Origin of the sequence: Pseudomonas fluorescens NCIMB 11764 (assembly GCF_000293885.2) — a bacterium.
GTDB classification, from domain to species: domain Bacteria; phylum Pseudomonadota; class Gammaproteobacteria; order Pseudomonadales; family Pseudomonadaceae; genus Aquipseudomonas; species Aquipseudomonas fluorescens_B.
Map to the genome: position 1 here is coordinate 689087 of NZ_CP010945.1, position 20329 is coordinate 709415.

The 20329-nt window shown below is 60.3% G+C and carries 18 protein-coding genes; 5 read left to right on the top strand and 13 right to left on the bottom strand.

From position 1 onward, the window contains the following. Nucleotides 1-171 precede the first annotated feature (171 nt). The gene (locus B723_RS03210; protein WP_017341319.1) at nucleotides 172-1035 is read right to left on the bottom strand and encodes a LysR family transcriptional regulator; all 864 of its coding nucleotides are present in this window, start codon (nucleotides 1033-1035) and stop codon (nucleotides 172-174) included. A 16-nt stretch (nucleotides 1036-1051) separates the two neighbouring features. After that, the gene (locus B723_RS03215) at nucleotides 1052-3337 is read right to left on the bottom strand and encodes a heavy metal translocating P-type ATPase (RefSeq protein ID WP_017341320.1); all 2286 of its coding nucleotides are present in this window, start codon (nucleotides 3335-3337) and stop codon (nucleotides 1052-1054) included. A gap of 84 nt (nucleotides 3338-3421) precedes the next feature. On the opposite strand from B723_RS03215, the gene cadR reads away from it, so the two are divergent. Next, nucleotides 3422-3871 (top strand): Cd(II)/Pb(II)-responsive transcriptional regulator, encoded by a 450-nt coding sequence (gene cadR, locus B723_RS03220; RefSeq protein ID WP_017341321.1) that lies wholly within the window; start codon nucleotides 3422-3424, stop codon nucleotides 3869-3871. Between the two features lie 69 nt (nucleotides 3872-3940). Here cadR and B723_RS03225 read toward each other — a convergent pair whose 3' ends face one another. The 3 genes from B723_RS03225 to B723_RS03235 all read right to left on the bottom strand — a co-directional run bounded on the left by B723_RS03225 (nucleotide 3941) and on the right by B723_RS03235 (nucleotide 6639). Beyond that, on the bottom strand, nucleotides 3941-4912 hold the full coding sequence (locus tag B723_RS03225; RefSeq protein ID WP_017341322.1) for a thymidylate synthase: 972 nt from the start codon (nucleotides 4910-4912) through the stop codon (nucleotides 3941-3943). Between the two features lie 48 nt (nucleotides 4913-4960). After that, nucleotides 4961-5773 carry a prolipoprotein diacylglyceryl transferase gene (gene lgt / locus B723_RS03230; protein WP_017341323.1) on the bottom strand — a complete coding sequence of 271 codons (813 nt, stop codon included), beginning with the start codon at nucleotides 5771-5773 and terminating at the stop codon, nucleotides 4961-4963. Nucleotides 5774-5856: 83 nt separating this feature from the next. After that, nucleotides 5857-6639, bottom strand: a complete 783-nt coding sequence (locus B723_RS03235; protein WP_017341324.1) for a sulfite exporter TauE/SafE family protein — start codon at nucleotides 6637-6639, stop codon at nucleotides 5857-5859. Between the two features lie 132 nt (nucleotides 6640-6771). Here B723_RS03235 and B723_RS03240 point away from each other — a divergent pair, with 132 nt between their 5' ends. Continuing rightward, the gene (locus B723_RS03240; protein WP_017341325.1) at nucleotides 6772-7518 is read left to right on the top strand and encodes an NRDE family protein; all 747 of its coding nucleotides are present in this window, start codon (nucleotides 6772-6774) and stop codon (nucleotides 7516-7518) included. 140 nt (nucleotides 7519-7658) lie between these two features. On the opposite strand, the gene ptsP is transcribed toward B723_RS03240, so the two are convergent. Both ptsP and B723_RS03250 read right to left on the bottom strand, forming a co-directional pair. After that, nucleotides 7659-9938, bottom strand: coding sequence for a phosphoenolpyruvate--protein phosphotransferase (gene ptsP / locus B723_RS03245; protein ID WP_017341326.1), 2280 nt, complete (start codon nucleotides 9936-9938; stop codon nucleotides 7659-7661). 22 nt (nucleotides 9939-9960) lie between these two features. Then, nucleotides 9961-10440 (bottom strand): RNA pyrophosphohydrolase, encoded by a 480-nt coding sequence (locus tag B723_RS03250; protein WP_007897732.1) that lies wholly within the window; start codon nucleotides 10438-10440, stop codon nucleotides 9961-9963. 143 nt (nucleotides 10441-10583) lie between these two features. Between B723_RS03250 and B723_RS03255 the strand changes: the two genes are divergently transcribed. Continuing rightward, entirely contained in the window at nucleotides 10584-11240 is a 657-nt protein-coding gene (locus B723_RS03255; protein ID WP_017341327.1) for an HAD family hydrolase, read from the top strand. Between the two features lie 48 nt (nucleotides 11241-11288). On the opposite strand, the gene B723_RS03260 is transcribed toward B723_RS03255, so the two are convergent. Next, nucleotides 11289-11714: a DUF2269 domain-containing protein gene (locus B723_RS03260; RefSeq protein WP_017341328.1), complete on the bottom strand. Its 426-nt coding sequence runs from the start codon at nucleotides 11712-11714 to the stop codon at nucleotides 11289-11291. A 39-nt stretch (nucleotides 11715-11753) separates the two neighbouring features. After that, on the bottom strand, nucleotides 11754-13268 hold the full coding sequence (gene ilvA, locus B723_RS03265) for a threonine ammonia-lyase, biosynthetic (RefSeq protein ID WP_017341329.1): 1515 nt from the start codon (nucleotides 13266-13268) through the stop codon (nucleotides 11754-11756). Between the two features lie 341 nt (nucleotides 13269-13609). Here ilvA and rpiA point away from each other — a divergent pair, with 341 nt between their 5' ends. Then, on the top strand, nucleotides 13610-14284 hold the full coding sequence (gene rpiA, locus B723_RS03270) for a ribose-5-phosphate isomerase RpiA (RefSeq protein WP_017341330.1): 675 nt from the start codon (nucleotides 13610-13612) through the stop codon (nucleotides 14282-14284). Nucleotides 14285-14412: 128 nt separating this feature from the next. Here the strand turns inward: rpiA and B723_RS03275 are convergent, their stop codons facing one another. From B723_RS03275 to B723_RS03290, 4 genes are all read right to left on the bottom strand, one after another. Continuing rightward, nucleotides 14413-15330 carry an SdiA-regulated domain-containing protein gene (locus B723_RS03275; protein WP_017341331.1) on the bottom strand — a complete coding sequence of 306 codons (918 nt, stop codon included), beginning with the start codon at nucleotides 15328-15330 and terminating at the stop codon, nucleotides 14413-14415. Nucleotides 15331-15446: 116 nt separating this feature from the next. Further along, nucleotides 15447-16376 (bottom strand): SdiA-regulated domain-containing protein, encoded by a 930-nt coding sequence (locus B723_RS03280; protein ID WP_017341332.1) that lies wholly within the window; start codon nucleotides 16374-16376, stop codon nucleotides 15447-15449. A 249-nt stretch (nucleotides 16377-16625) separates the two neighbouring features. Then, nucleotides 16626-17291 carry a fumarylacetoacetate hydrolase family protein gene (locus B723_RS03285; RefSeq protein ID WP_017341333.1) on the bottom strand — a complete coding sequence of 222 codons (666 nt, stop codon included), beginning with the start codon at nucleotides 17289-17291 and terminating at the stop codon, nucleotides 16626-16628. 37 nt (nucleotides 17292-17328) lie between these two features. Further along, complete coding sequence (locus B723_RS03290) at nucleotides 17329-18723, bottom strand: FAD-binding oxidoreductase (protein ID WP_031319170.1); 1395 nt, start codon at nucleotides 18721-18723, stop codon at nucleotides 17329-17331. Nucleotides 18724-18927: 204 nt separating this feature from the next. On the opposite strand from B723_RS03290, the gene serA reads away from it, so the two are divergent. Further along, nucleotides 18928-20157 (top strand): phosphoglycerate dehydrogenase, encoded by a 1230-nt coding sequence (gene serA, locus B723_RS03295; RefSeq protein WP_017341335.1) that lies wholly within the window; start codon nucleotides 18928-18930, stop codon nucleotides 20155-20157. Nucleotides 20158-20329 lie beyond the last annotated feature (172 nt).

Here is a 20329-nt window from a genome sequence, read left to right on the forward strand (position 1 = left end):
GCAAAAACGGCTGATAGTGGTATTCGGGGATTTGGGTTGGATAGCACAGGCAATGAATAACCTGTGGCGAGGGAGCTTGCTCCCGTTGGATTGCGCAGCAGGCCCCTTCTTTTCAGGGGAAAGGGGGCCGCTTCGCAGCCCAGCGGGAGCAAGCTCCCTCGCCACAGGGATTTATGCTGGAGCCATTTCCTGCGCCAGGCCGAGAAATGCTGCCGGCAGACGCGCACCCTTTCGCTCCTTGAGGCAGTACAAATACTCCGGAATCTGCGGCGCGTTCTCGAGGGTCAGCACACGCAATTGCGGATCATGCGGCACTTCCTGCCGGGCAATGATGCTGATCCCGATGTTGCGCAGCACCGCCTCGCGGATCGATTCACGGCTACCAATCTCCAGCAACGGCCCGAAACTCACCCCGGCGGTGGCCAGCAACTCCTCGGTCAGACGCCGGGTGGTCGAGCCCGGCTCGCGCATCAACAGCGTATGCCCGGCCAACGCGATGAGCGGCACATGATCGTGCACCGCCAACGGGTGATGGCGATGCACCGCCAACACCAGCGGATCGCTGCCAAGGACCCGGCGAATCAGTCGCGCGTCGTCGAGCAGTTGCGAGGACGCGGCGACATCGACCCGGTAATCCTCCAAGGCTTCCAGCACCTGCTGCGAATTGCCGATTTCCACCGACACTTCCACTTGCGGCAAGCGCTCGCGAAAGGTCTTCACCAGATCGAGAATGTAATACGGAGCGGTGGCGGCGATGCGCAACGTGCCCTGGACCTGGCCGCTGTTGCGCAGGAAAAACTCGATGTCGGCTTCCTGCTGCAATAGCGCCTTGACCATCGGCAGCAACCGCGCACCTTCATCGCTGACGCTGAGGCGGCGGCCGCCACGGTAAAACAGCTCGACCGAGTACTGGCTTTCCAGATTGCGGATCTGCGTGGTGACCGTGGGCTGGCTCAGGCCGAGCTTTTTCGCCGCCAGGGTAATGCTGCCCAGGCGGGCCACCATGTAAAACGCCTTCAGCTCGGCACTCAGCACACCCGCTCCTCATCGATTATTTGCGCAACAGACGCAAACCGTTGAACACCACCAACAGGCTCACGCCCATGTCGGCGAACACCGCCATCCACATGGTGGCGATCCCGGCGAAGGTTACCCCAAGAAAGATAGCCTTGATGACCAAAGCGAGGGCGATGTTCTGTTTGAGGATGCTCGACGTCTGCCGCGACAAACGTATGAACGTGGGAATCTTGCGCAGATCGTCGTCCATCAGGGCGACATCGGCGGTTTCGATGGCAGTATCGGTGCCGGCCGCGGCCATCGCAAAACCGATTTCCGCCCGGGCCAGTGCCGGAGCATCATTGATGCCGTCGCCGACCATGCCAACGTTATGACCCTGTGCATAAAGGGCTTCGATGGCTTGCAGTTTGTCGGTCGGCAGCAGATCACCCCTGGCCTCGTCGATGCCGACTTGCGCAGCAATCGCCTGGGCGGTGTGGACGTTGTCGCCGGTGAGCATCAGGGTCTTGATGCCCAGATCGTGCAGCTGCTGGATCGCCTCGCGGCTGGATTCCTTGACCGTATCGGCCACGGCGAACAGCGCCAGCGGACCGGAGTTGTCGAGCAACAGCACCACGGACTTGCCCTGCTTCTCCAGTGCAAACAGCTTTTCTTCCAGCTCTGGCGAGCACAGGTTCAGCTCTTCCACCAGGCGGTGGTTGCCCAAGTGGTAAGTCTTCCCGTCGATCTCACCGCGTACCCCGCGACCGCCCAGTGCTTCGAAGTTATGCACAACGAGCGGCGCAGAGGTTTTATCCACTGCGGCGTTAGCAATCGCCAACGACACCGGGTGGTCCGAGCGTCCGGCCAACGCCGCTGCAATTGCCGGCGCCGAGGCATCGGCCGTGGGATCAAGCGACAGGTAATCCGTCTGAACCGGCTTGCCGTGGGTGATCGTGCCGGTCTTGTCCAGCGCCAGATAGTCGAGTTTGTAGCCACCCTCCAGGTACACGCCGCCCTTGACCAGAATCCCTTTGCGCGCCGCCGCCGCGAGGCCGCTGACGATGGTCACCGGGGTGGAAATCACCAGTGCGCAGGGGCATGCGACCACCAGCAATACCAGCGCGCGGTAGATCCAGTCGAACCAGACTGCGCCCATGAACAGCGGCGGAATCACTGCCACCGCGAGGGCAAAGATGAACACGGCGGGGGTGTAGATTTTCGAAAACTGGTCAACGAAGCGTTGGGTCGGTGCTCGTGCGCCTTGCGCCTGTTCCACGGCGTGGATGATCCGGGCCAGGGTCGAATGGTTTGCGGCGGCGGTTACGGAAAACTCCAGAGATCCCGCCTGGTTGATAGTGCCGGCGAACACCTTGTCGCCAATGGTTTTCTCAACCGGCAGGCTTTCCCCGGTGATCGGCGCCTGATTGATGGTCGAACTGCCCGATATGACTTCGCCGTCCAGACCAATCCGCTCACCGGGCCGCACCCGCACCCGGGCGCCCGGCTCGATGGATTTCACGTCTTGCAAGATCCAGCTGCCATCGGCCTGCAACACCGTGGCCTGTTCCGGGGTCATCTGCATCAAGCCGCTGATGGCGTTACGCGCGCGGTCCAGGGACTTGGCCTCGATCAACTCGGCCACGGTGAACAGGAACATCACCATCGCCGCTTCCGGCCACTGTCCGATCAGGATCGCGCCGGTCACCGCGATGCTCATCAATGCATTGATGTTCAGGTTGAGATTTTTCAGCGCGATCCAGCCCTTCTTGTAGGTGCTGAGACCGGCGCTGAGGATCGAGATCAACGCGATAACCGCCACGACCCAATTGGGCGCCGCGCTGGTGAAGTGAATCACTTCGGCGGCGAGCGCGGTCACGCCGGACAACGCCAATGGCCACCACGGCTTTTTCTCGGGCGCTGGAACTGGCGCTTCGACGCCCTGCTCCAGCGGCTCGGCCTGCATGCCGAGGGACTTGATTGCGTCGATGATCGGCGCGGTGCTCGGCAGGTCGTGGGTCACGCCCAGCACGCGGTTGATCAGGTTGAATTCGAGCTGCTGCACACCCGCGAGCTTGCCGAGTTTGTTCTGGATCAGCGTCTGCTCGGTCGGACAGTCCATCGCGTCGATGCGGAAACTGCTCAACCGCGCGTTGGCAGTTGAGTTTTCACTGAGCTTGATCAGCGACGGCGCCGCCGCTTTGGAAGAACAGCAGGAATCCCCGTGACCGCCATGGTCATGCTTCTGCACAGGCTGCAGCTTGTGGCTGTGATCGTGATCGTGATCGTGATCGTGATCGTGATCAGCCTCGGGTTTGTGGGTGTGAAGGGAATCGCTCATTGGTTGCGTCCATGAAGGTGCCTGTTGCCAAGTAAAGACCCTGTAGCCACTATAGGGTCAAGCACCCATTTGGAGATTGCCGTCATGAAGATCGGAGAACTGGCGAAACTCACCGACTGCGCCGTAGAAACCATCCGCTACTACGAGCGCGAAAACCTGCTGCCGGAGCCGGCCCGCAGTGACGGCAACTACCGCGTCTACACCCAGGCCCATGCCGAGCGCCTGACTTTCATCCGCAACTGCCGCACCCTCGACATGACGCTGGAGGAGATTCGCAGCCTGCTGGCCTTGCGCGACAGCCCGCAGGATCAATGTGAGAGCGTGAATGCGCTGATCGACGAACATATTCATCACGTCAAAGCACGGATCGACGGGCTGCTGGCGTTACAGGCGCAACTGCTCGACCTGCGCCAACGCTGTGGCGAAGGGCCGGATATTGATCAGTGCGGGATTTTGCAGCGGCTGGAAGTGAGTGGCGGTGTGGTGGCGACGGAGGTTGAACAGTCGCATGTGGGCCGAAGCCACGGCCACTAAGCACACCCCAAAACCCAATGTGGGAGCTAGCTGCCTGCTAGCTCCCACAGGGGTATGGCGTGCAGATTGTCAGACCGCCATCGGCGCGGTCATTGGGGCGTGATGCTCGTAACCCTCGAGCGAAAAATCACTCGGCTCGATCAACTCCAGCCATTCCGGCTGATAAACACCCGTCTTGGCGAAATCCGGCACACGATCACTGATCACCAGTTTCGGCATCGGGAACGGCTCGCGCTTGAGCTGTTCGTTCAGCATGTCCAGATGGTTTTCGTAGACGTGCGCATCACCGATGAAATAGGTGAACCAGCGCGGCGTGTAGCCGGTCAGGCGACCGATCAGGCTCAGCAGCGCGGCACCTTCGGTGAGGTTGAACGGCGTGCCCAGGCCCAGGTCGTTGGAGCGGATGTAGAGCGTCAGGGAGATTTCCCTGGTCTCGACATTCGGGTGGAACTGGTACAGCAAGTGGCACGGCGGCAGAGCCATTTCATCGAGTTGCGCAACGTTCCAGCCGTGGAACAGGATGCGGCGGCTGCCGGGGTCCTTGATGATGGTGTCGACGCACTGACGGATCTGGTCGATCGCCTTGTACAGCACCACGTAGGCCTGACCGTCTTCTTCACCTTCGGCAATCTGACGATAGCCCTGGCTCAGGGTCTGCTCGATAGCAGCCTTATTGCTGACCGGGATCTGCTTGTACGCCGGCCATTTGCGCCATTGCACGCCGTAGATCTCGCCGAGGTCGTCCTCACCCTGACGGAACGGGTTGGCCAGCCACTGCGCGTTTTCGTTGGCGTTCTGGTCCCAGACCTTGCAGCCCAACGCGCGAAATTCCGCAGCGTTGTTCACCCCACGCAGGAAGCCGCACATCTCGCCGATGGCCGATTTGAAGGCCATCTTGCGCGTGGTGATCGCCGGGAACCCTTCCTGCAGGTCATAACGCAGCATCGCGCCGGGAAAACTGATGGTGTTCACGCCAGTGCGGTTGGCTTGTTTGGTGCCGTTCTTGATGACGTGGGCGACCAGTTCGAGATATTGCTTCATGAGTTACCTGTGTCCTTGAAACCGGAGCCGTCGCTCCGGTATTCGAATTTATACGGCTGCCGCTGGAGTCGCCGGGGCGCGGTGATACGCCAGCCAGATCAGGAACAGACCGCCGACGATCATCGGCACGCAGAGCACCTGGCCCATGGTCAGCCAGTTCCAGGCCAGATAGCCCAGTTGCGCGTCCGGCACGCGGACGAATTCGACGATGAAGCGGAAAATGCCATAGAACAGCGCGAACATCCCGGACACCGCCATGGTCGGCCGCGGTTTACGCGAGAACAGCCACAGGATCAGGAACAGCGCCACGCCTTCCAGCGCGAACTGATACAGCTGCGACGGGTGACGCGGCAACTGCGCCGGGTCGCTGAACGGCGGGAAGATCATCGCCCACGGCACGTCGGTCGCCTTGCCCCACAATTCGGCATTGATGAAGTTGCCGATACGCCCGGCGCCCAGGCCGATCGGCACCATTGGCGCGACGAAGTCCATCAGTTGGAAGAACGACTTGTTGTTCTTTTTACCGAACCACAACGCCGCCAGCATCACGCCGATGAAACCGCCGTGGAACGACATGCCGCCCTTCCACACTTCGAAAATCAGCGTCGGGTTGGCCAGATAAGCACTCAGATCGTAGAACAGCACATAGCCCAGGCGACCGCCGACGATCACACCCATCGACATCCAGAAGACCATGTCGGAGAGTTTCTCCTTGGTCCAGGTCGGGTCGAAACGGTTGAGCCGGCGCGACGCCAGCAGCCACGCACCGCCGATGCCGATCAGGTACATCAGGCCGTACCAGTGGATTTTCAGCGGACCGATGGCCAGGGCCACCGGGTCGATCTGCGGGTAAGGCAGCATTGCGACTCCTCGTTAGAGTTGAAACCTTCAAAATTCCCGGGCGACGCTGCCACCTCAGGATTAAGCCAGGATTGTGCGGTGCGTCAGATCAGGAAACTCCAACCTACGCAGAACAGCAAAGCGGCGAACAGTCTTTTCAGCAACTTCGGCGACAGCCTGTGGGCCAATCGCGCACCGAGGCGGGCGAAAACCATGCTGGTCAGGGCGATCCCCAGCAGCGCCGGCAAATAAATAAAACCGAGACTATGGGCCGGCAGCAACGGATCGTGCCAGCCCAGAATCATGAAACTTAATGCACTGGCCAGCGCAATGGGCAGGCCGCACGCCGATGACGTCGCCACCGCTTGTTGCATCGGCACACTGCGCCAGGTCAGGAACGGCACGGTCAGCGAACCGCCGCCAATCCCGAAAATCGCCGAGGCCCAGCCAATCACGGTGCCGGCCAGGGTCAGACCGACTTTTCCCGGCACCGTTCGGCTCGCCTTGGGTTTGACGTCCAGCATAAGCTGCACGGCGATGATCAGGGCAAACACGCCGATGATTTTCTGCAGGTTGGGCCCGGAGATCGCTTCGGCGGTCAGCGCTCCGAAACCGGCACCCAGCAGAATGCCGACGGTCATCCAGGCAAAGATCGGCCAACGCACGGCACCGCGGCGATGGTGTTCGCGCACCGCGTTGACCGAGGTGAAAATGATCGTCGCCAGGGAGGTGCCGACCGCCAGGTGAGTCAGGATCGACGCATCGAAGCCCTGCAGGGTGAAACTGAACACCAGCACCGGAACGATGATGATCCCACCGCCCACGCCAAACAGCCCGGCGAGCACTCCGGCACAGGCGCCGAGCGCCAGATAGAGCAGAAATTCCATGCTGTTTCCCCACCCAACCCCAAAACCGGAGCGGCATGGTAACGGATGCATGGCCTTGGGCTCCACTGGATGGCGATGGATACCAGCACCATGACTGCGTAGAGTGGGCAAAAAACACACAAGGACCACCTTATGTGCCTGATTGTCTTTGCCTGGCGCCCGGGTCATGCCCAGCCGCTGATCGTGGCGGCCAACCGCGACGAATTCTATGCCCGGCCCAGCCTGCCCCTGGCGCAATGGCCCGAAGCACCGCAGGTCCACGCCGGTCGCGACCTGGAAGCCGGTGGCACCTGGCTTGGTGTCGGCGCTAACGGGCGCTTCGCCGCCCTGACCAATATCCGCGACCCTCATCAACCGCCCGCTCGGAAATCCCGGGGTGAGCTCGTCGCGCAATTTCTCAATGGCGAAATGCCGATTGATGATTACTTGGCCGACGTTGTCAGACGTTCGCTGGAATATGCCGGATTTAACCTGCTTATCGGCAACGCCAACGAGCTGTGGCATTACAACGCACAGGGAACTGAGGCAGTGATGCTGCAGCCGGGCGTTTACGGTTTATCGAATGCGGGACTGGATACGCCGTGGCCGAAGTTGCTCAAGGCGCGGGCAGCGTTGGAGATGGTTCTGGATAATCCGCAGCCTGAGGCGTTGTTGGCGTTGCTGAGTGATGCGCAGGTGGCGCCGTTTGCGGAGCTGCCCGACACCGGGGTGGGTTTGGCGACCGAGACGCTGTTATCGAGTGTGTTTATTGCCAGCCAGAGTTACGGGACGCGGGCGAGTACGGCGTTGATTGTTCATGCCGACGGGACGCGGCATCTGGTTGAACGGAGTTTCGGGCCGTATGGCGGGCATTTGGGGGAAGTTGAGGTCAGGATTTGACAATAAATTGTGGCGAGGGAGCTTGCTCCCGCTCGACTGCGTAGCAGTCGCAAAATGGCAGATGAAGTTTTCCGAAAGAAAACATTGGCCAGATTGGGAGCGCTTCGCACTCCAGCGGGGGAGCAAGGGTCCTCAGTATTTCAGAGCGGTTTGATCGCCGCCGGATTGATCATCCGCGCCAATCCGAGGTTCTTCAGCGCCAACTGCAGCGAACTGTGGATCACTTGCGGGTTGTCGATGGTCATCAGCTCCGCGAGCAGTTCCTTGGCCTTGCTCAGGTTGATCTGACGCAGCATCCACTTCACTTTCGGCAGGTTGGTGGCGTTCATCGACAGGCTGTCAAAGCCCATCGCCATCAACAACACCGCCGCCGCCGGATCACCGGCCATTTCACCGCAGATGCTCACCGGCTTGCCTTCGGCATGGGCGTCACGCACCACGCTTTGAAGGGCTTGCAGCACCGCCGGGTGCAGGTAGTCGTAGAGGTCGGCTACCCGCGGGTTGTTTCGGTCCACCGCCAGCAGGTACTGGGTCAGGTCGTTGGAGCCGACCGACAGGAAATCCACTTGCCGTGCCAGTTCCTTGGTCTGATACACCGCCGCCGGGATCTCGATCATCACGCCGATCGGCGGCATAGGTACGTCGCAGCCTTCATCGCGGACTTCACCCCAGGCCCGGTGAATCAGGTGCAGGGCTTCTTCGAGTTCATGGGTGCCGGAGATCATCGGCAACAGAATCCGCAGGTTGTTCAGGCCTTCGCTGGCCTTGAGCATCGCGCGGGTCTGCACCAGGAAGATTTCCGGGTGGTCGAGGGTGACGCGAATGCCGCGCCAGCCGAGGAACGGGTTGTCTTCCTTGATCGGGAAGTAAGAAAGCGATTTGTCACCGCCGATGTCCAGGCTGCGCATGGTCACCGGTTGCGGATGGAACGCGGCGAGTTGCTCGCGGTAGATCGCCAACTGCTCCTTTTCGCTCGGGAACCGCTGGTTGATCATGAACGGCACTTCGGTGCGGTATAGACCGACACCCTCGGCGCCGCGCTTCTGCGCCCGTGCCACGTCCGCCAGCAGGCCGGTGTTGACCCACAGCGGCATGCGGTGGCCATCGACGGTCACGCACGGCAAGTCGCGCAATGCATCCAGCCCGAGGGCCAGTTGTTTTTCTTCCTCGACCACTTCGGCGAACTGCTTTCGCAGTACTTCGCTGGGGTTGGTGTAGACCTCACCGTGATAGCCGTCGACGATCATCTGAATGCCGTCGACCTTGGAATACGGCAGGTCGACCAGGCCCATCACCGTCGGGATGCCCATGGCACGCGCGAGGATTGCCACGTGGGAGTTGCCGGAGCCAAGTACCGACACCAGGCCCGCCAGCTTGCCTTCCGGCACCTCGCCGAGCATCGCCGGCGTCAGCTCTTCGCTGATCAGAATGGTGTTGTCGGGGTAGACCAGGGTCTGCTGGCGCTCTTCCTGCAAGTAGGCAAGCAAGCGGCGGCCGAGGTCCTTGACGTCCGAGGCGCGTTCACGCAGGTAGGCGTCGTCCATCAATTCGAAACGATTGACATGATCGGTGACCACCTGGCGCAGCGCGCCCTGGGCCCACTGACCGGTCTTGATCACAGTGGTCACTTCGTTGCCCAGCGCGGCGTCGTCGAGCATCATCAGATACACGTCGAACAAGGCCCGCTCTTCGGGGCGCAGCTGCGTGGCCAATTTGGCCGACAACGCACGCATGTCGGCGCGCACGCCTTCGATGGCGGTCTTGAACAGCCCGAGTTCAGCTTCGATGTCGACGATGGTCTTGTCCGGCACCACATCCAGATCGGCCGGCGGCAACATGACCACCGCCGTACCGACCGCCGCACCCGGCGAGCCCGGCACACCGACGAACTTGGCTTCCTGAATCCCTTTGCCCTGACGGCCCAGCCCCCGAATCGAACCGGTGGCCTCGGCGTGGGCGATAACGCCGGCGAGCTGCGCGCTCATGGTCACGAGGAAGGCTTCTTCACCCTCATCGAACTGGCGGCGTTCTTTTTGCTGAATGACCAACACGCCGACGACGCGGCGGTGGTGAATGATCGGCGCCCCGAGGAATGAGGCATAGCGCTCTTCACCGGTCTCGGCGAAGTAGCGGTAGCGCGGGTGATCCGCGGCGTTTTCGAGGTTAAGGGGTTCTTCACGCGTGCCGACCAGGCCGACCAGACCTTCGTTGGGTGCCATGCTGACTTTGCCGATCGAGCGCTTGTTCAAGCCCTCGGTCGCCATCAGCACGAAGCGGTTGGTCTCGGGGTCAAGCAGGTAGACCGAGCAGACCTGGCTGCCCATGGCCTCTTTGACGCGCAACACAATAATCCCCAACGCCGCCTTGAGATCCTTGGCGGAGTTAACTTCCTGGACGATCTTGCGCAGCGTATTGAGCATGGCTCGGGGTCGAACTCCGTCGTCAGTCGCGCGCTAAAAGGCGCGGGGCAAGCTCTTTGAGAGCGCGTCGATACACCTCGCGCTTGAATGTCACCACCTGGCCCAACGGATACCAATAGCTGACCCAGCGCCAGCCATCGAATTCCGGTTTACCGGTCAAATCCATCCGCACCCGCTGCTCGTTGGAGATCAGGCGCAGGAGAAACCATTTCTGTTTCTGGCCGATGCACAGCGGTTGGCTGTGGGTACGGACCAGACGTTGCGGCAAACGATAGCGCAACCAGCCCCGGGTGCAGGCGAGAATTTCAACATCTTCACGCTCCAGACCCACTTCTTCGTTCAACTCGCGGTACAAGGCGTCTTCCGGCGTCTCCTGGGGGTTGATACCACCCTGTGGAAACTGCCAGGCATCTTGATTGATACGGCGAGCCCATAGCACCTGTCCGGCATCATTCGTGAGAATGATCCCGACATTGGGGCGGAAACCATCGGGGTCGATCACGGCAACAACCTCGCAAACGCATGTCGCCGCATTGTTCCACAAAGGTTGTGAAGGCAGCAACGAGCCGGCTTAGCTTATGTGCACTCTTGTGAAAAGTCCGTATTCTGGACACCTTTCTACAGACTTTTCAGCGAGTAACTGCAATGCGGCTGGCTTTATTCGACTTGGACAACACCCTTCTGGGCGGCGACAGTGACCACGCCTGGGGCGATTACCTGTGCGAACGCGGCTTCCTCGACGCCGTTGCCTACAAGGCACGCAACGATGAGTTCTATCAGGATTACCTGGCCGGCAAGCTGGATAACGACGCCTACCTGAACTTTTGCCTGGAAGTCCTTGGCCGCACCGAAATGGCCACGCTGGATCAATGGCACCTCGATTACATGCGCGACTGCATCGAGCCGATTGTGTTGCCCAAGGCGATCGATCTACTGGCCCAGCATCGTGAAGCGGGTGACAAGCTGGTGATCATCACCGCGACCAACCGCTTTGTAACCGGTCCGATTGCCGAGCGTTTGGGCGTTGAAACCCTGATCGCCACCGAATGTGAAATGGTCGATGGCCGTTATACAGGGCGCAGCACCGACATCCCGTGCTTCCGTGAAGGCAAAGTGACGCGGCTGAGTCGCTGGCTGGAAGAAACCGGGCATTCGCTGGAAGACAGTTACTTCTATAGCGACTCGATGAACGACTTGTCATTGCTGGAGCAGGTGGCGAATCCGGTGGCGGTTGATCCGGATCCGAACTTGCGAGCCGAGGCCGAGAAGCGTGGCTGGCCGGTGATCAGTCTGCGCGACTGAAATCGCCATCGCGGGCTTGCCCGCGATGGGGGTCGACTCGCCCAAGCCTTAAACCGGCTTCGCGCCCATCAATCCCGCAATCGCGACAAAACAAACAAAGCTGAACAGTGCCAGTGCAAAGGTGAACCTGCCGTTGCCTCCCGGCGCAGTGCGCAGCCTGTTCAGCCGCACCAGCAACCAGAACCAGCCCAACGCCGCCACGGTGTAGAGCACGCTGGACCCCAGCAACCACGTCTGCCCCAGCGGCCAGCCCACCAGGTGCACCATCCACCAGCCGGTAAACGGCATGCTCAGCAACGCCACGCCCATCAGTAGCCAGACGAACACTCGTGGCCGCTGGAGCGTGCGCGCCGCAGCAGTCGTATCGCCATTACGCCGCGTTCGCCAAACCCATATCCCCAGGCCCAGTGCACAGCCCAACAATATTGCCGTCGCCGCGGTGTGGGCCATTTTCAGGGCAGTTAACGTTTCCATTGTTCGATTTCCTTATGACCTGCCCATCAGCGTAGCCCCTCAGCCAAGAAACAGCTGATAGGCCGGGTTGTCGCTCTCGTCCCAGTACGGGTAGCCGATTTCTTCCAGCGCCGCCGGCACCAGATGACGTTCCTCGTGAGGCACTTGCAGGCCCGCGACCACACGACCATCCGCCGCGCCGTGGTTGCGGTAATGGAACATCGAAATGTTCCAGCGCCCGCCCAGCTTGCTGAGGAAGTTGAACAGCGCGCCCGGCCGCTCCGGAAATTCAAAACGCAGCACCACTTCATCGACCACCTGCGCCGCGCGGCCGCCAACCATGTGCCGGATGTGCAACTTGGCCAGTTCGTTGTCGGTCAGGTCCAGCACCGGAAAACCCTGCTCGGTCAGGCTGGCGAGCAACGCACTGCGCGGGTCGTTTTCCGGGTGCGTCTGCACGCCAACGAAGATGTGCGCTTCGCTGCCGGTGTTGTAGCGGTAGTTGAATTCGGTGATCTGGCGCTTGCCGATGGCTTCGCAGAACGCCTTGAAGCTGCCCGGCTTCTCGGGAATGGTCACGGCGATAATGGCCTCGCGGCCCTCACCCAGCTCGGCGCGTTCGGCGACGTGACGCAAGCGGTCGAAGTTGACGTTGGCGCCGGAGTCGATGGCCACGAAGGTGTGACCTGTGACGGCGCGCTGCTCGACGTACTTCTTGATCCCGGCCACGCCCAAAGCGCCGGCAGGTTCAGTGATCGAGCGGGTATCGTCGTAGATATCCTTGATGGCCGCGCAGATCTCGTCGGTGCTGACCGTGATCACTTCATCGACATAGTCTTTGCAGATATCGAAGGTGTGCTGACCGATCTGAGCGACCGCGACGCCATCGGCGAAGATGCCCACGGTCGGCAGCACCACGCGCTCGCCGGCGGCCATGGCCGCTTGCAGGCAATTGGAATCGTCCGGCTCGACGCCGATGATTTTGATTTCCGGGCGCAGGTATTTCACGTACGCCGCGATACCGGCGATCAGCCCGCCGCCGCCCACCGGAACGAAGATCGCGTCCAGACGCCCAGGGTGCTGGCGCAGAATCTCCATGGCCACCGTGCCCTGCCCGGCAATGGTGTGGGGATCGTCGTACGGGTGAATGTAGACGTAGCCTTTTTCGTCGACCAGTTTCAGCGAGTAGGCCAGGGCTTCCGGAAACGAATCCCCGTGCAGCACGACTTTGCCGCCTCGGGAACGCACACCTTCGACTTTGATCTCGGGAGTGGTTTTCGGCATGACGATGGTGGCTTTCACGCCCAGCACTTTCGCCGCCAGGGCCAGGCCCTGCGCGTGATTGCCCGCCGAAGCGGTCACTACGCCGCGAGCGCGCTCTTCATCGCTCAGCTGCGTGAGCTTGTTGTAGGCCCCGCGAATCTTGAACGAGAACACCGGCTGCAAGTCTTCACGCTTGAGCAAAATACTGTTGCCCAGCCGCTCGGAGAGCTGGCGGGCAGTCTGCAATGGGGTTTCTACGGCAACGTCATAAACGCGCGAGGTGAGGATCTTTTTGACGTACTGTTCGAGCATCGGAAAGCATCACTGAGCGGGTTGGGCAGGGCCATGGAGTCTAACCCGGCTTTCGGCCGGGCGACCACACTAAACCGGTGGTTTTAAGGCCAGGCACATACCTTGTGGCGAGGGAGCTTGCTCCCGCTCGGCTGCGCAGCAGTCGCAAACCCTGCTGGCGCGGTATGCCGGAAGGCATGCGAGAGGACCGCTTCGCGCTCCAGCGGGAGCAAGCTCCCTCGCCACAAGACTCTGCTCGCTCAGACATACCGTCGCACCCGCCAATCGGGCAATGACCTTCCCCGCCCCGAAGCCTATAATGCCCGCCTTTCGTTTCCCCTCTTCGGCACCTCGGAGCCCGCATGACCCAGGATCAACTCAAACAGGCAGTGGCCCAGGCCGCCGTCGACTTCATCCTCCCGAAACTCGACGACAAGAGCATCGTCGGGGTCGGCACCGGCTCCACTGCCAACTGCTTCATCGATGCTTTGGCCCAGCATAAAGGTGCATTCGACGGCGCCGTCGCCAGCTCCGAAGCCACCGCCGCGCGCCTCAAGGGCCATGGCATTCCGGTGTATGAGCTGAACACCGTCAGCGACCTGGAGTTCTACGTGGACGGCGCCGATGAAAGCGACGAGCACCTGAACCTGATCAAGGGCGGCGGCGCGGCCCTGACCCGCGAGAAGATCGTCGCGGCGGTGGCCAAGACCTTCATCTGCATCGCCGACGCCAGCAAACTGGTGCCGGTGCTCGGCGCGTTCCCGCTGCCGGTGGAAGTGATCCCGATGGCCCGCAGCCATGTGGCTCGCGAGCTCGTGAAGCTCGGCGGCGACCCGGTTTACCGTGAAGGCGTGTTGACCGACAACGGCAACATCATTCTGGATGTGTTCAACATGCAGATCACCAACCCGGTGGAGCTGGAGTCGCAGATCAATGCGATCGTCGGCGTGGTGACCAATGGGTTGTTCGCGGCGCGTCCGGCGGATTTGCTGTTGCTGGGCACCAGCGAAGGCGTGAAAACCCTCCGCGCCCAATAATCAGACACGCAGATAAACCCTGTGGGAGCGAGCCTGCTCGCGATAGCGGTCTTTCAGTCAACATCTCTATCGACTGACACGACCTCATCGCGAGCAGGCTCGCTCCCACATTGGTTTTGGGGTGTTGGTTAGTTTTGCGTTGGTTTTTTGAAGACGTAGAACAGGTTCGGCTCGCTCACCAGGTACATCGTGCCGTCGTCATCCATGGCGATCCCTTCCGCTTGCGGCACCGTCTTCTGCAACCCCTGACGCCCCTTGTTCAATGACATGGTGCTCAGTGGTCGCCCGTCCACGTCCAGCTCCAGAATCAGTCGCGACTCGTCGGACAGCGCCAGCAAATGGCCGCTGCGTTCGTCGTATTGCAGACTCGACAGGTCTCGGACAAACATCCCGGCATCGCGCTTGGGGTTGTTGACCACGTGCACCGCGTAAGATTTTTCCGGGTTGTAATGCGGGAAACCCTGCACTTCATAGATCAGCATCGGGTCGCGCTCCTTGGCGACAAACAGGCGTTTGCCCACCGAATCGTAGGCCAGGCCTTCGAAGCCCTTGTTGCCGCTCATGTGCACGCCCAAGGTCATTTGCTCGGCTTCCGCTGCGTCGAGGAACGTGGTGTCCTTTTCCAGATGAATCTTGATCAGCCGTTGCTGGCGCTCGTCAGTGATCACATACGTGTCGGCGCTGATGAACTCCACTGCCTCCGGATCACCGAAGCCGACCAGCGAGATACGCCGAATGATCCGGCCTTCCAGCGACAGCTCGATCAGTTCGGAGTTTTTGTTGGTGACGGTGAACAGGCTTTTGCGCACCGGATCAAAGGTCAGCGCCGACACATCGTCGTCCAGGCCTTCGATGACCCGACCCTCGACCGCGACCTGATAGTGACCCAGGCCGATGGACTGTTCGCTCTCAGCCTGCCAAAGCGTGTGCAGATTGAACCAGGTGCGCTCGAACAGCCGCAGGTACTGGCCGATCGCAACCAGCACGATCAGCGCAATTACCAGCACAATCAGCATCAGGGGTTTGGGACGGGCAAGTCGGCGCATTCAGGCAAGCTCGGAATCAGGACGGGTGGATGAAATACCACGGCAGTCTGAATTGAAGCTTAATGGCCATTAGCCTGGGCCTACAACTGAGCGTCGCGTTTCCTACAAAAATCGAATCAGTGCTGCTTTTCGAATCGATAGAACAGGTTAGGCTCGCTCACCATGTACAGCGTGCCATTGTCATCCATGGTCACGCCTTCGGCGCGAGGAATGGTCTTCTTCAGACCATTGAAGCCCCCCAGCAAGGTCATGAAACTGACCTGCTCGCCCTTCTCGTCCAGCTCCAGCAGCAAGTGGGAGTCAGCGGACAGCACCAGCGTGTGCCGGGTGCGCGGGTCAATGGCCAGGGCCGAGAGGTTGCGGATGTCCAGTTCGTCACTGGCAAGCTTCTGCTTGTCGCCGGTGAGTGTCTGACCGTCGGCGCTTTTCCAGGTGAACAGTGCCGGTGGCCGTTCCTCACCCAGCAGCATTTGTTGATTGCGTGCATCCCAGACCATCGCTTCGAAGGCTTTGTTCTGGTCTTTCGACGGACCGAGGTCGTACTTCGGGAAGTTGGCGATGTTCAACTCACGGGTATCGACGTCGACTTTGACGATGGTCAGCAAGTGCTCACGCTCATCGACGATGGCCAGCAGGCCGTTGCCCATGACCGTCACGGCTTCCGGATTGCTCCAGCCCACCAGCGGCATCTTGCGCAACACATCGCCTTGCAAAGTCAGCTCGACCAGGAACGGGTTTTTGCCCATCACCGAGAACAGGGTTTTGGTTTGAGGGTTGTAGGCCAGGTCGGACGCTTCGTCCTTTTCCATCCCCGGCAATGGCTTGGCATCGATTACCGCGCGGTATTCCGGGAGCCAGATACTTTCCTGGCGTTCGGTTTGGCTTTCGAAACGCTCCAGCACCCAGAGCACACCGCGGTCATCCCAATGCATCGCAAACGCAAGGCCATACGCGGCGGCCACGGCCAGCAACAGCCAGTAATACCAGCGCATGAAAAAGCGCGGGCGCCGGGCAGTTTTAAGCGTGGGCAGCGATTGGATGGCCATCAAGGGATGCGTTCCAGAAATTCAGGCTAAGGGTAATAGCACAATTGGGACCGGCTCAGACGCCGGATTCCGCGGAATTATCCAGACAAGATGTGAAAAAAACGGCAAATGGCGGGATTGCCCTTTTTCGGCCGACCACAAAAACCAATGCGGGAGCGAGCCTGCTCGCGATGAGGCCGTGTCAGTCGACAAAGATGTTGAATGACAGACCGCCATCGCGAGCAGGCTCGCTCCCACAGGGTGTTGCGGTTAGCGGACGCTGCTTGTGAAGCTGCTGGCGCCCGGCAATTCGATAACCAGCTCATCACCGACATTCAGCGGACCCACGCCAACCGGCGTGCCAGTCAGGATCACATCACCGGCCTGCAGCGAGAAGCAGCCGGCCATGTGCTGGATCATCGGCACGATCGGGTTGAGCATCGCGCTGCTGTTGCCATCCTGGCGGACTTCGCCGTTGATGGTCAGGCGAATGCCGATGTCAGTCAGGTCGGCAAAGGTGCTGCCGGACACGAACGGGGCAATCACTGCGGCACCGTCGAAAGACTTGGCGATTTCCCATGGCAGGCCCTTGGATTTCAGCTCGGCCTGCTTGTCGCGCAGGGTCAGGTCCAGCGCCGGGGCGAAACCTGAAATGGCATCCAGCACTTCTTCACGGCTTGGCTTCGTCGACAAAGGCTTGCCGATCAACACCGCGATTTCCGCTTCGTAATGCACCGAGCCACGCTCGGTTGGAATGGTAAAACCACCTTCCAGCGGCACCACGCAACTGCCCGGCTTGATGAACAGCAGCGGCTCTGTAGGCACCGGGTTGTCCAGTTCCTTGGCGTGTTCGGCGTAGTTGCGGCCGATGCACACCACTTTACCCAATGGAAAGTGGATACGCGTTCCATCGACATACTGGTGCTGATAGCTCATTGACCGACTCCTGGTTCGTAGCTCTTAAGTTCGAAAGTCAAACAGCGAAAATCTTGCCCGGGTTCATGATGCCGTTCGGGTCGAACACCGCTTTGACGGCTTTCATGTACTCGATCTCAACCGGCGAGCGGCTATAGGTCAAGTAATCACGCTTGGTCATGCCCACGCCGTGTTCGGCGGAAATCGAACCGTTGTACTTCTCGACGGTTTCGAATACCCACTTGTTGACGGTGGCGCACTTGGCGAAGAACTCGTCCTTGCTCAGGTTATCGGGCTTGAGGATGTTCAGGTGCAGGTTGCCATCGCCAATGTGACCGAACCAGACGATTTCGAAATCCGGGTAGTGTTCGCCGACGATCGCATCAATTTCCTTCAGGAACGCCGGGACTTTCGACACAGTGACCGAAATGTCGTTCTTGTACGGCGTCCAGTGGGAGATGGTTTCAGAGATGTATTCGCGCAGCTTCCACAGGTTCTGCAACTGGGTTTCACTTTGGCTCATCACGCCGTCCAGCACCCAGCCCTGCTCGACGCAGTGCTCGAAGGTTTCCAGGGCGTGGTTGGCCACTTCTTCGGTGGTCGCTTCGAATTCCAGCAGTGCATAGAACGGGCAATCGGTTTCGAACGGTGCTGGCACATCGCCGCGCCCCATGACTTTGGCCAGGGCCTTGTCGGAGAAGAACTCGAAGGCCGTCAGGTCGAGCTTGCTCTGGAAGGCGTGCAACACCGGCATGATCGAGTCGAAATCGGCGGTGCCGAGCACCATCGCAGTGAGGTTTTTCGGCGCACGGTCCAGACGCATGGTCGCTTCGACCACAAAACCGAGGGTGCCTTCCGCGCCAATGAACAGCTGACGCAGGTCGTAGCCGGTGGCGTTCTTGATCAGATCGCGGTTCAGTTCCAGCACATCGCCCTTGCCGGTGACGACTTTCATGCCGGCCACCCAGTTACGGGTCATGCCGTAGCGAATGACCTTGATCCCGCCGGCATTGGTGCCGATATTGCCGCCAATCTGGCTCGAACCTGCGGAAGCGAAATCCACTGGATAGTACAGGCCTTTGTCTTCGGCGACGTTCTGCAGGTGCTCGGTGACCACACCCGGCTGGCATACAGCGGTGCGGTCGGTCAGGTTCACGTCGAGAATCTGGTTCATGTAGTCGAACGACACAACCACTTCGCCATTGGCGGCCACCGCAGCGGCGGACAGCCCGGTACGTCCGCCGGACGGCACCAGCGCCACCTTGTGCTTATTGGCCCAAAGGACGATGGCCTGGACCTGTTCGGTGGTCTTGGGAAACACAATGGCGGTCGGGGCCGGGGCGAAGTGTTTGGTCCAATCCTTGCCGTAAGCATTCAGGGAGTCGGCATCGGTCAGCACCTTGCCAGGCTCAACCAAGGTCTTCAGCTCATCAATCAGGGCAGGATTGGTCATCGACGGAACTCTCGAACAATTCATGGTCATCCTGAGAACGCTTCACGTCGCAGGAATGAGTGTTTAGCGGGGTGCATATGCTAGCATACCGACCCCGCAGGATAGTGCCCAACGGCTATTCTGCGGCGACGGCTTTCCTGCCGTCCGGGTCAGCGTCTGCTGGCTATTTCCTGCCATTTTTCTCCGGGATACAGGTTTACGCAGATGAGCAAGACTTCTCTCGATAAGAGCAAGATCAAGTTCCTTCTTCTCGAAGGCGTCCACCAATCGGCTGTCGACGTTCTCAAGTCGGCGGGCTACACCAGCATCGAGTACCTCACCGGTTCTCTGCCGGAAGCTCAGCTGAAGGAAAAGATCGCTGATGCTCACTTCATCGGCATTCGCTCCCGCACTCAACTGACCGAAGAGATCTTCGATCACGCGAAGAAGCTCGTGGCTGTAGGGTGTTTCTGCATCGGCACCAACCAGGTTGACCTGAACGCGGCCCGCGAACGCGGTATCGCGGTGTTCAACGCTCCGTACTCCAACACTCGCTCCGTTGCCGAGCTGGTGCTGGCCGAAGCGATCCTGTTGCTGCGCGGCATCCCTGAGAAGAACGCTTCCTGCCACCGTGGCGGCTGGATCAAGAGCGCGGCCAACTCCTTCGAAATCCGTGGCAAGAAGCTCGGCATCGTCGGCTACGGCTCGATCGGTACGCAACTGTCGGTCCTGGCTGAAGGCCTGGGCATGCAGGTGTACTTCTACGACACCGTGACCAAGCTGCCACTGGGCAACGCGACCCAGGTCGGCAACCTGCACGAGCTGTTGGGCATGTCCGACATCGTCACCCTGCACGTTCCGGAAACCGCTGCGACCCAGTGGATGATCGGCGAGAAGGAAATCCGCTCCATCAAGAAGGGCGGCATCCTGATCAACGCCGCGCGCGGCACCGTGGTCGAGCTGCAAGCCCTGGCGGACGCGATCAAGGACAAGCACCTGATCGGCGCGGCCATCGACGTATTCCCGGTGGAGCCACGCTCCAACGACGAAGAGTTCGAAAGCCCGCTGCGTGGCCTGGACAACGTGATCCTGACCCCGCACATCGGTGGTTCCACCGCTGAGGCGCAAGCCAACATCGGTCTGGAAGTGGCAGAAAAACTGGTCAAGTACAGCGACAACGGTACTTCGGTATCGTCGGTGAACTTCCCGGAAGTGGCCCTGCCGGCTCACCCTGGCAAGCACCGTCTGCTGCACATCCACGAGAACATCCCGGGTGTGATGAGCGAGATCAACAAGGTCTTCGCCGAAAACGGCATCAACATCTCCGGTCAGTTCCTGCAGACCAACGAGAAAGTCGGCTACGTGGTCATCGACGTCGACGCCGAGTACTCGGACCTGGCGCAAGAGAAGCTGCAGCACATCAACGGCACCATTCGTTGCCGCGTGTTGTTCTGATCGCGACTGCAGGGGCGAGCTCTGCTCGCAAAAAAACGTGCGGACTCCGTGGGCACCCAGACTGCCCACGTCATTACTGGCGTCCAGCGTTGTAAAAGGGAGCCCCTCGGCCTAGTGCCGAGGGGCTCCCTTTTTGTTAATTGTCTAACCCTCAAACAATCGTAAACCTATC

Coding starts and splice junctions, on each gene's coding strand:
- B723_RS03255 (WP_017341327.1), top strand. CDS start 10,584: ATGCGGCTGGCTTTATTCGACTTGGACAACACCCTTCTGGGCGGCGAC.
- lgt (WP_017341323.1), bottom strand. CDS start 5,773: ATGCTGCCTTACCCGCAGATCGACCCGGTGGCCCTGGCCATCGGTCCG.
- B723_RS03275 (WP_017341331.1), bottom strand. CDS start 15,330: ATGCGCCGACTTGCCCGTCCCAAACCCCTGATGCTGATTGTGCTGGTA.
- serA (WP_017341335.1), top strand. CDS start 18,928: ATGAGCAAGACTTCTCTCGATAAGAGCAAGATCAAGTTCCTTCTTCTC.
- cadR (WP_017341321.1), top strand. CDS start 3,422: ATGAAGATCGGAGAACTGGCGAAACTCACCGACTGCGCCGTAGAAACC.
- ptsP (WP_017341326.1), bottom strand. CDS start 9,938: ATGCTCAATACGCTGCGCAAGATCGTCCAGGAAGTTAACTCCGCCAAG.
- B723_RS03235 (WP_017341324.1), bottom strand. CDS start 6,639: ATGGAATTTCTGCTCTATCTGGCGCTCGGCGCCTGTGCCGGAGTGCTC.
- B723_RS03285 (WP_017341333.1), bottom strand. CDS start 17,291: ATGAGCTATCAGCACCAGTATGTCGATGGAACGCGTATCCACTTTCCA.
- B723_RS03215 (WP_017341320.1), bottom strand. CDS start 3,337: ATGAGCGATTCCCTTCACACCCACAAACCCGAGGCTGATCACGATCAC.
- B723_RS03260 (WP_017341328.1), bottom strand. CDS start 11,714: ATGGAAACGTTAACTGCCCTGAAAATGGCCCACACCGCGGCGACGGCA.
- rpiA (WP_017341330.1), top strand. CDS start 13,610: ATGACCCAGGATCAACTCAAACAGGCAGTGGCCCAGGCCGCCGTCGAC.
- B723_RS03290 (WP_031319170.1), bottom strand. CDS start 18,723: ATGACCAATCCTGCCCTGATTGATGAGCTGAAGACCTTGGTTGAGCCT.
- B723_RS03240 (WP_017341325.1), top strand. CDS start 6,772: ATGTGCCTGATTGTCTTTGCCTGGCGCCCGGGTCATGCCCAGCCGCTG.
- ilvA (WP_017341329.1), bottom strand. CDS start 13,268: ATGCTCGAACAGTACGTCAAAAAGATCCTCACCTCGCGCGTTTATGAC.
- B723_RS03280 (WP_017341332.1), bottom strand. CDS start 16,376: ATGGCCATCCAATCGCTGCCCACGCTTAAAACTGCCCGGCGCCCGCGC.
- B723_RS03225 (WP_017341322.1), bottom strand. CDS start 4,912: ATGAAGCAATATCTCGAACTGGTCGCCCACGTCATCAAGAACGGCACC.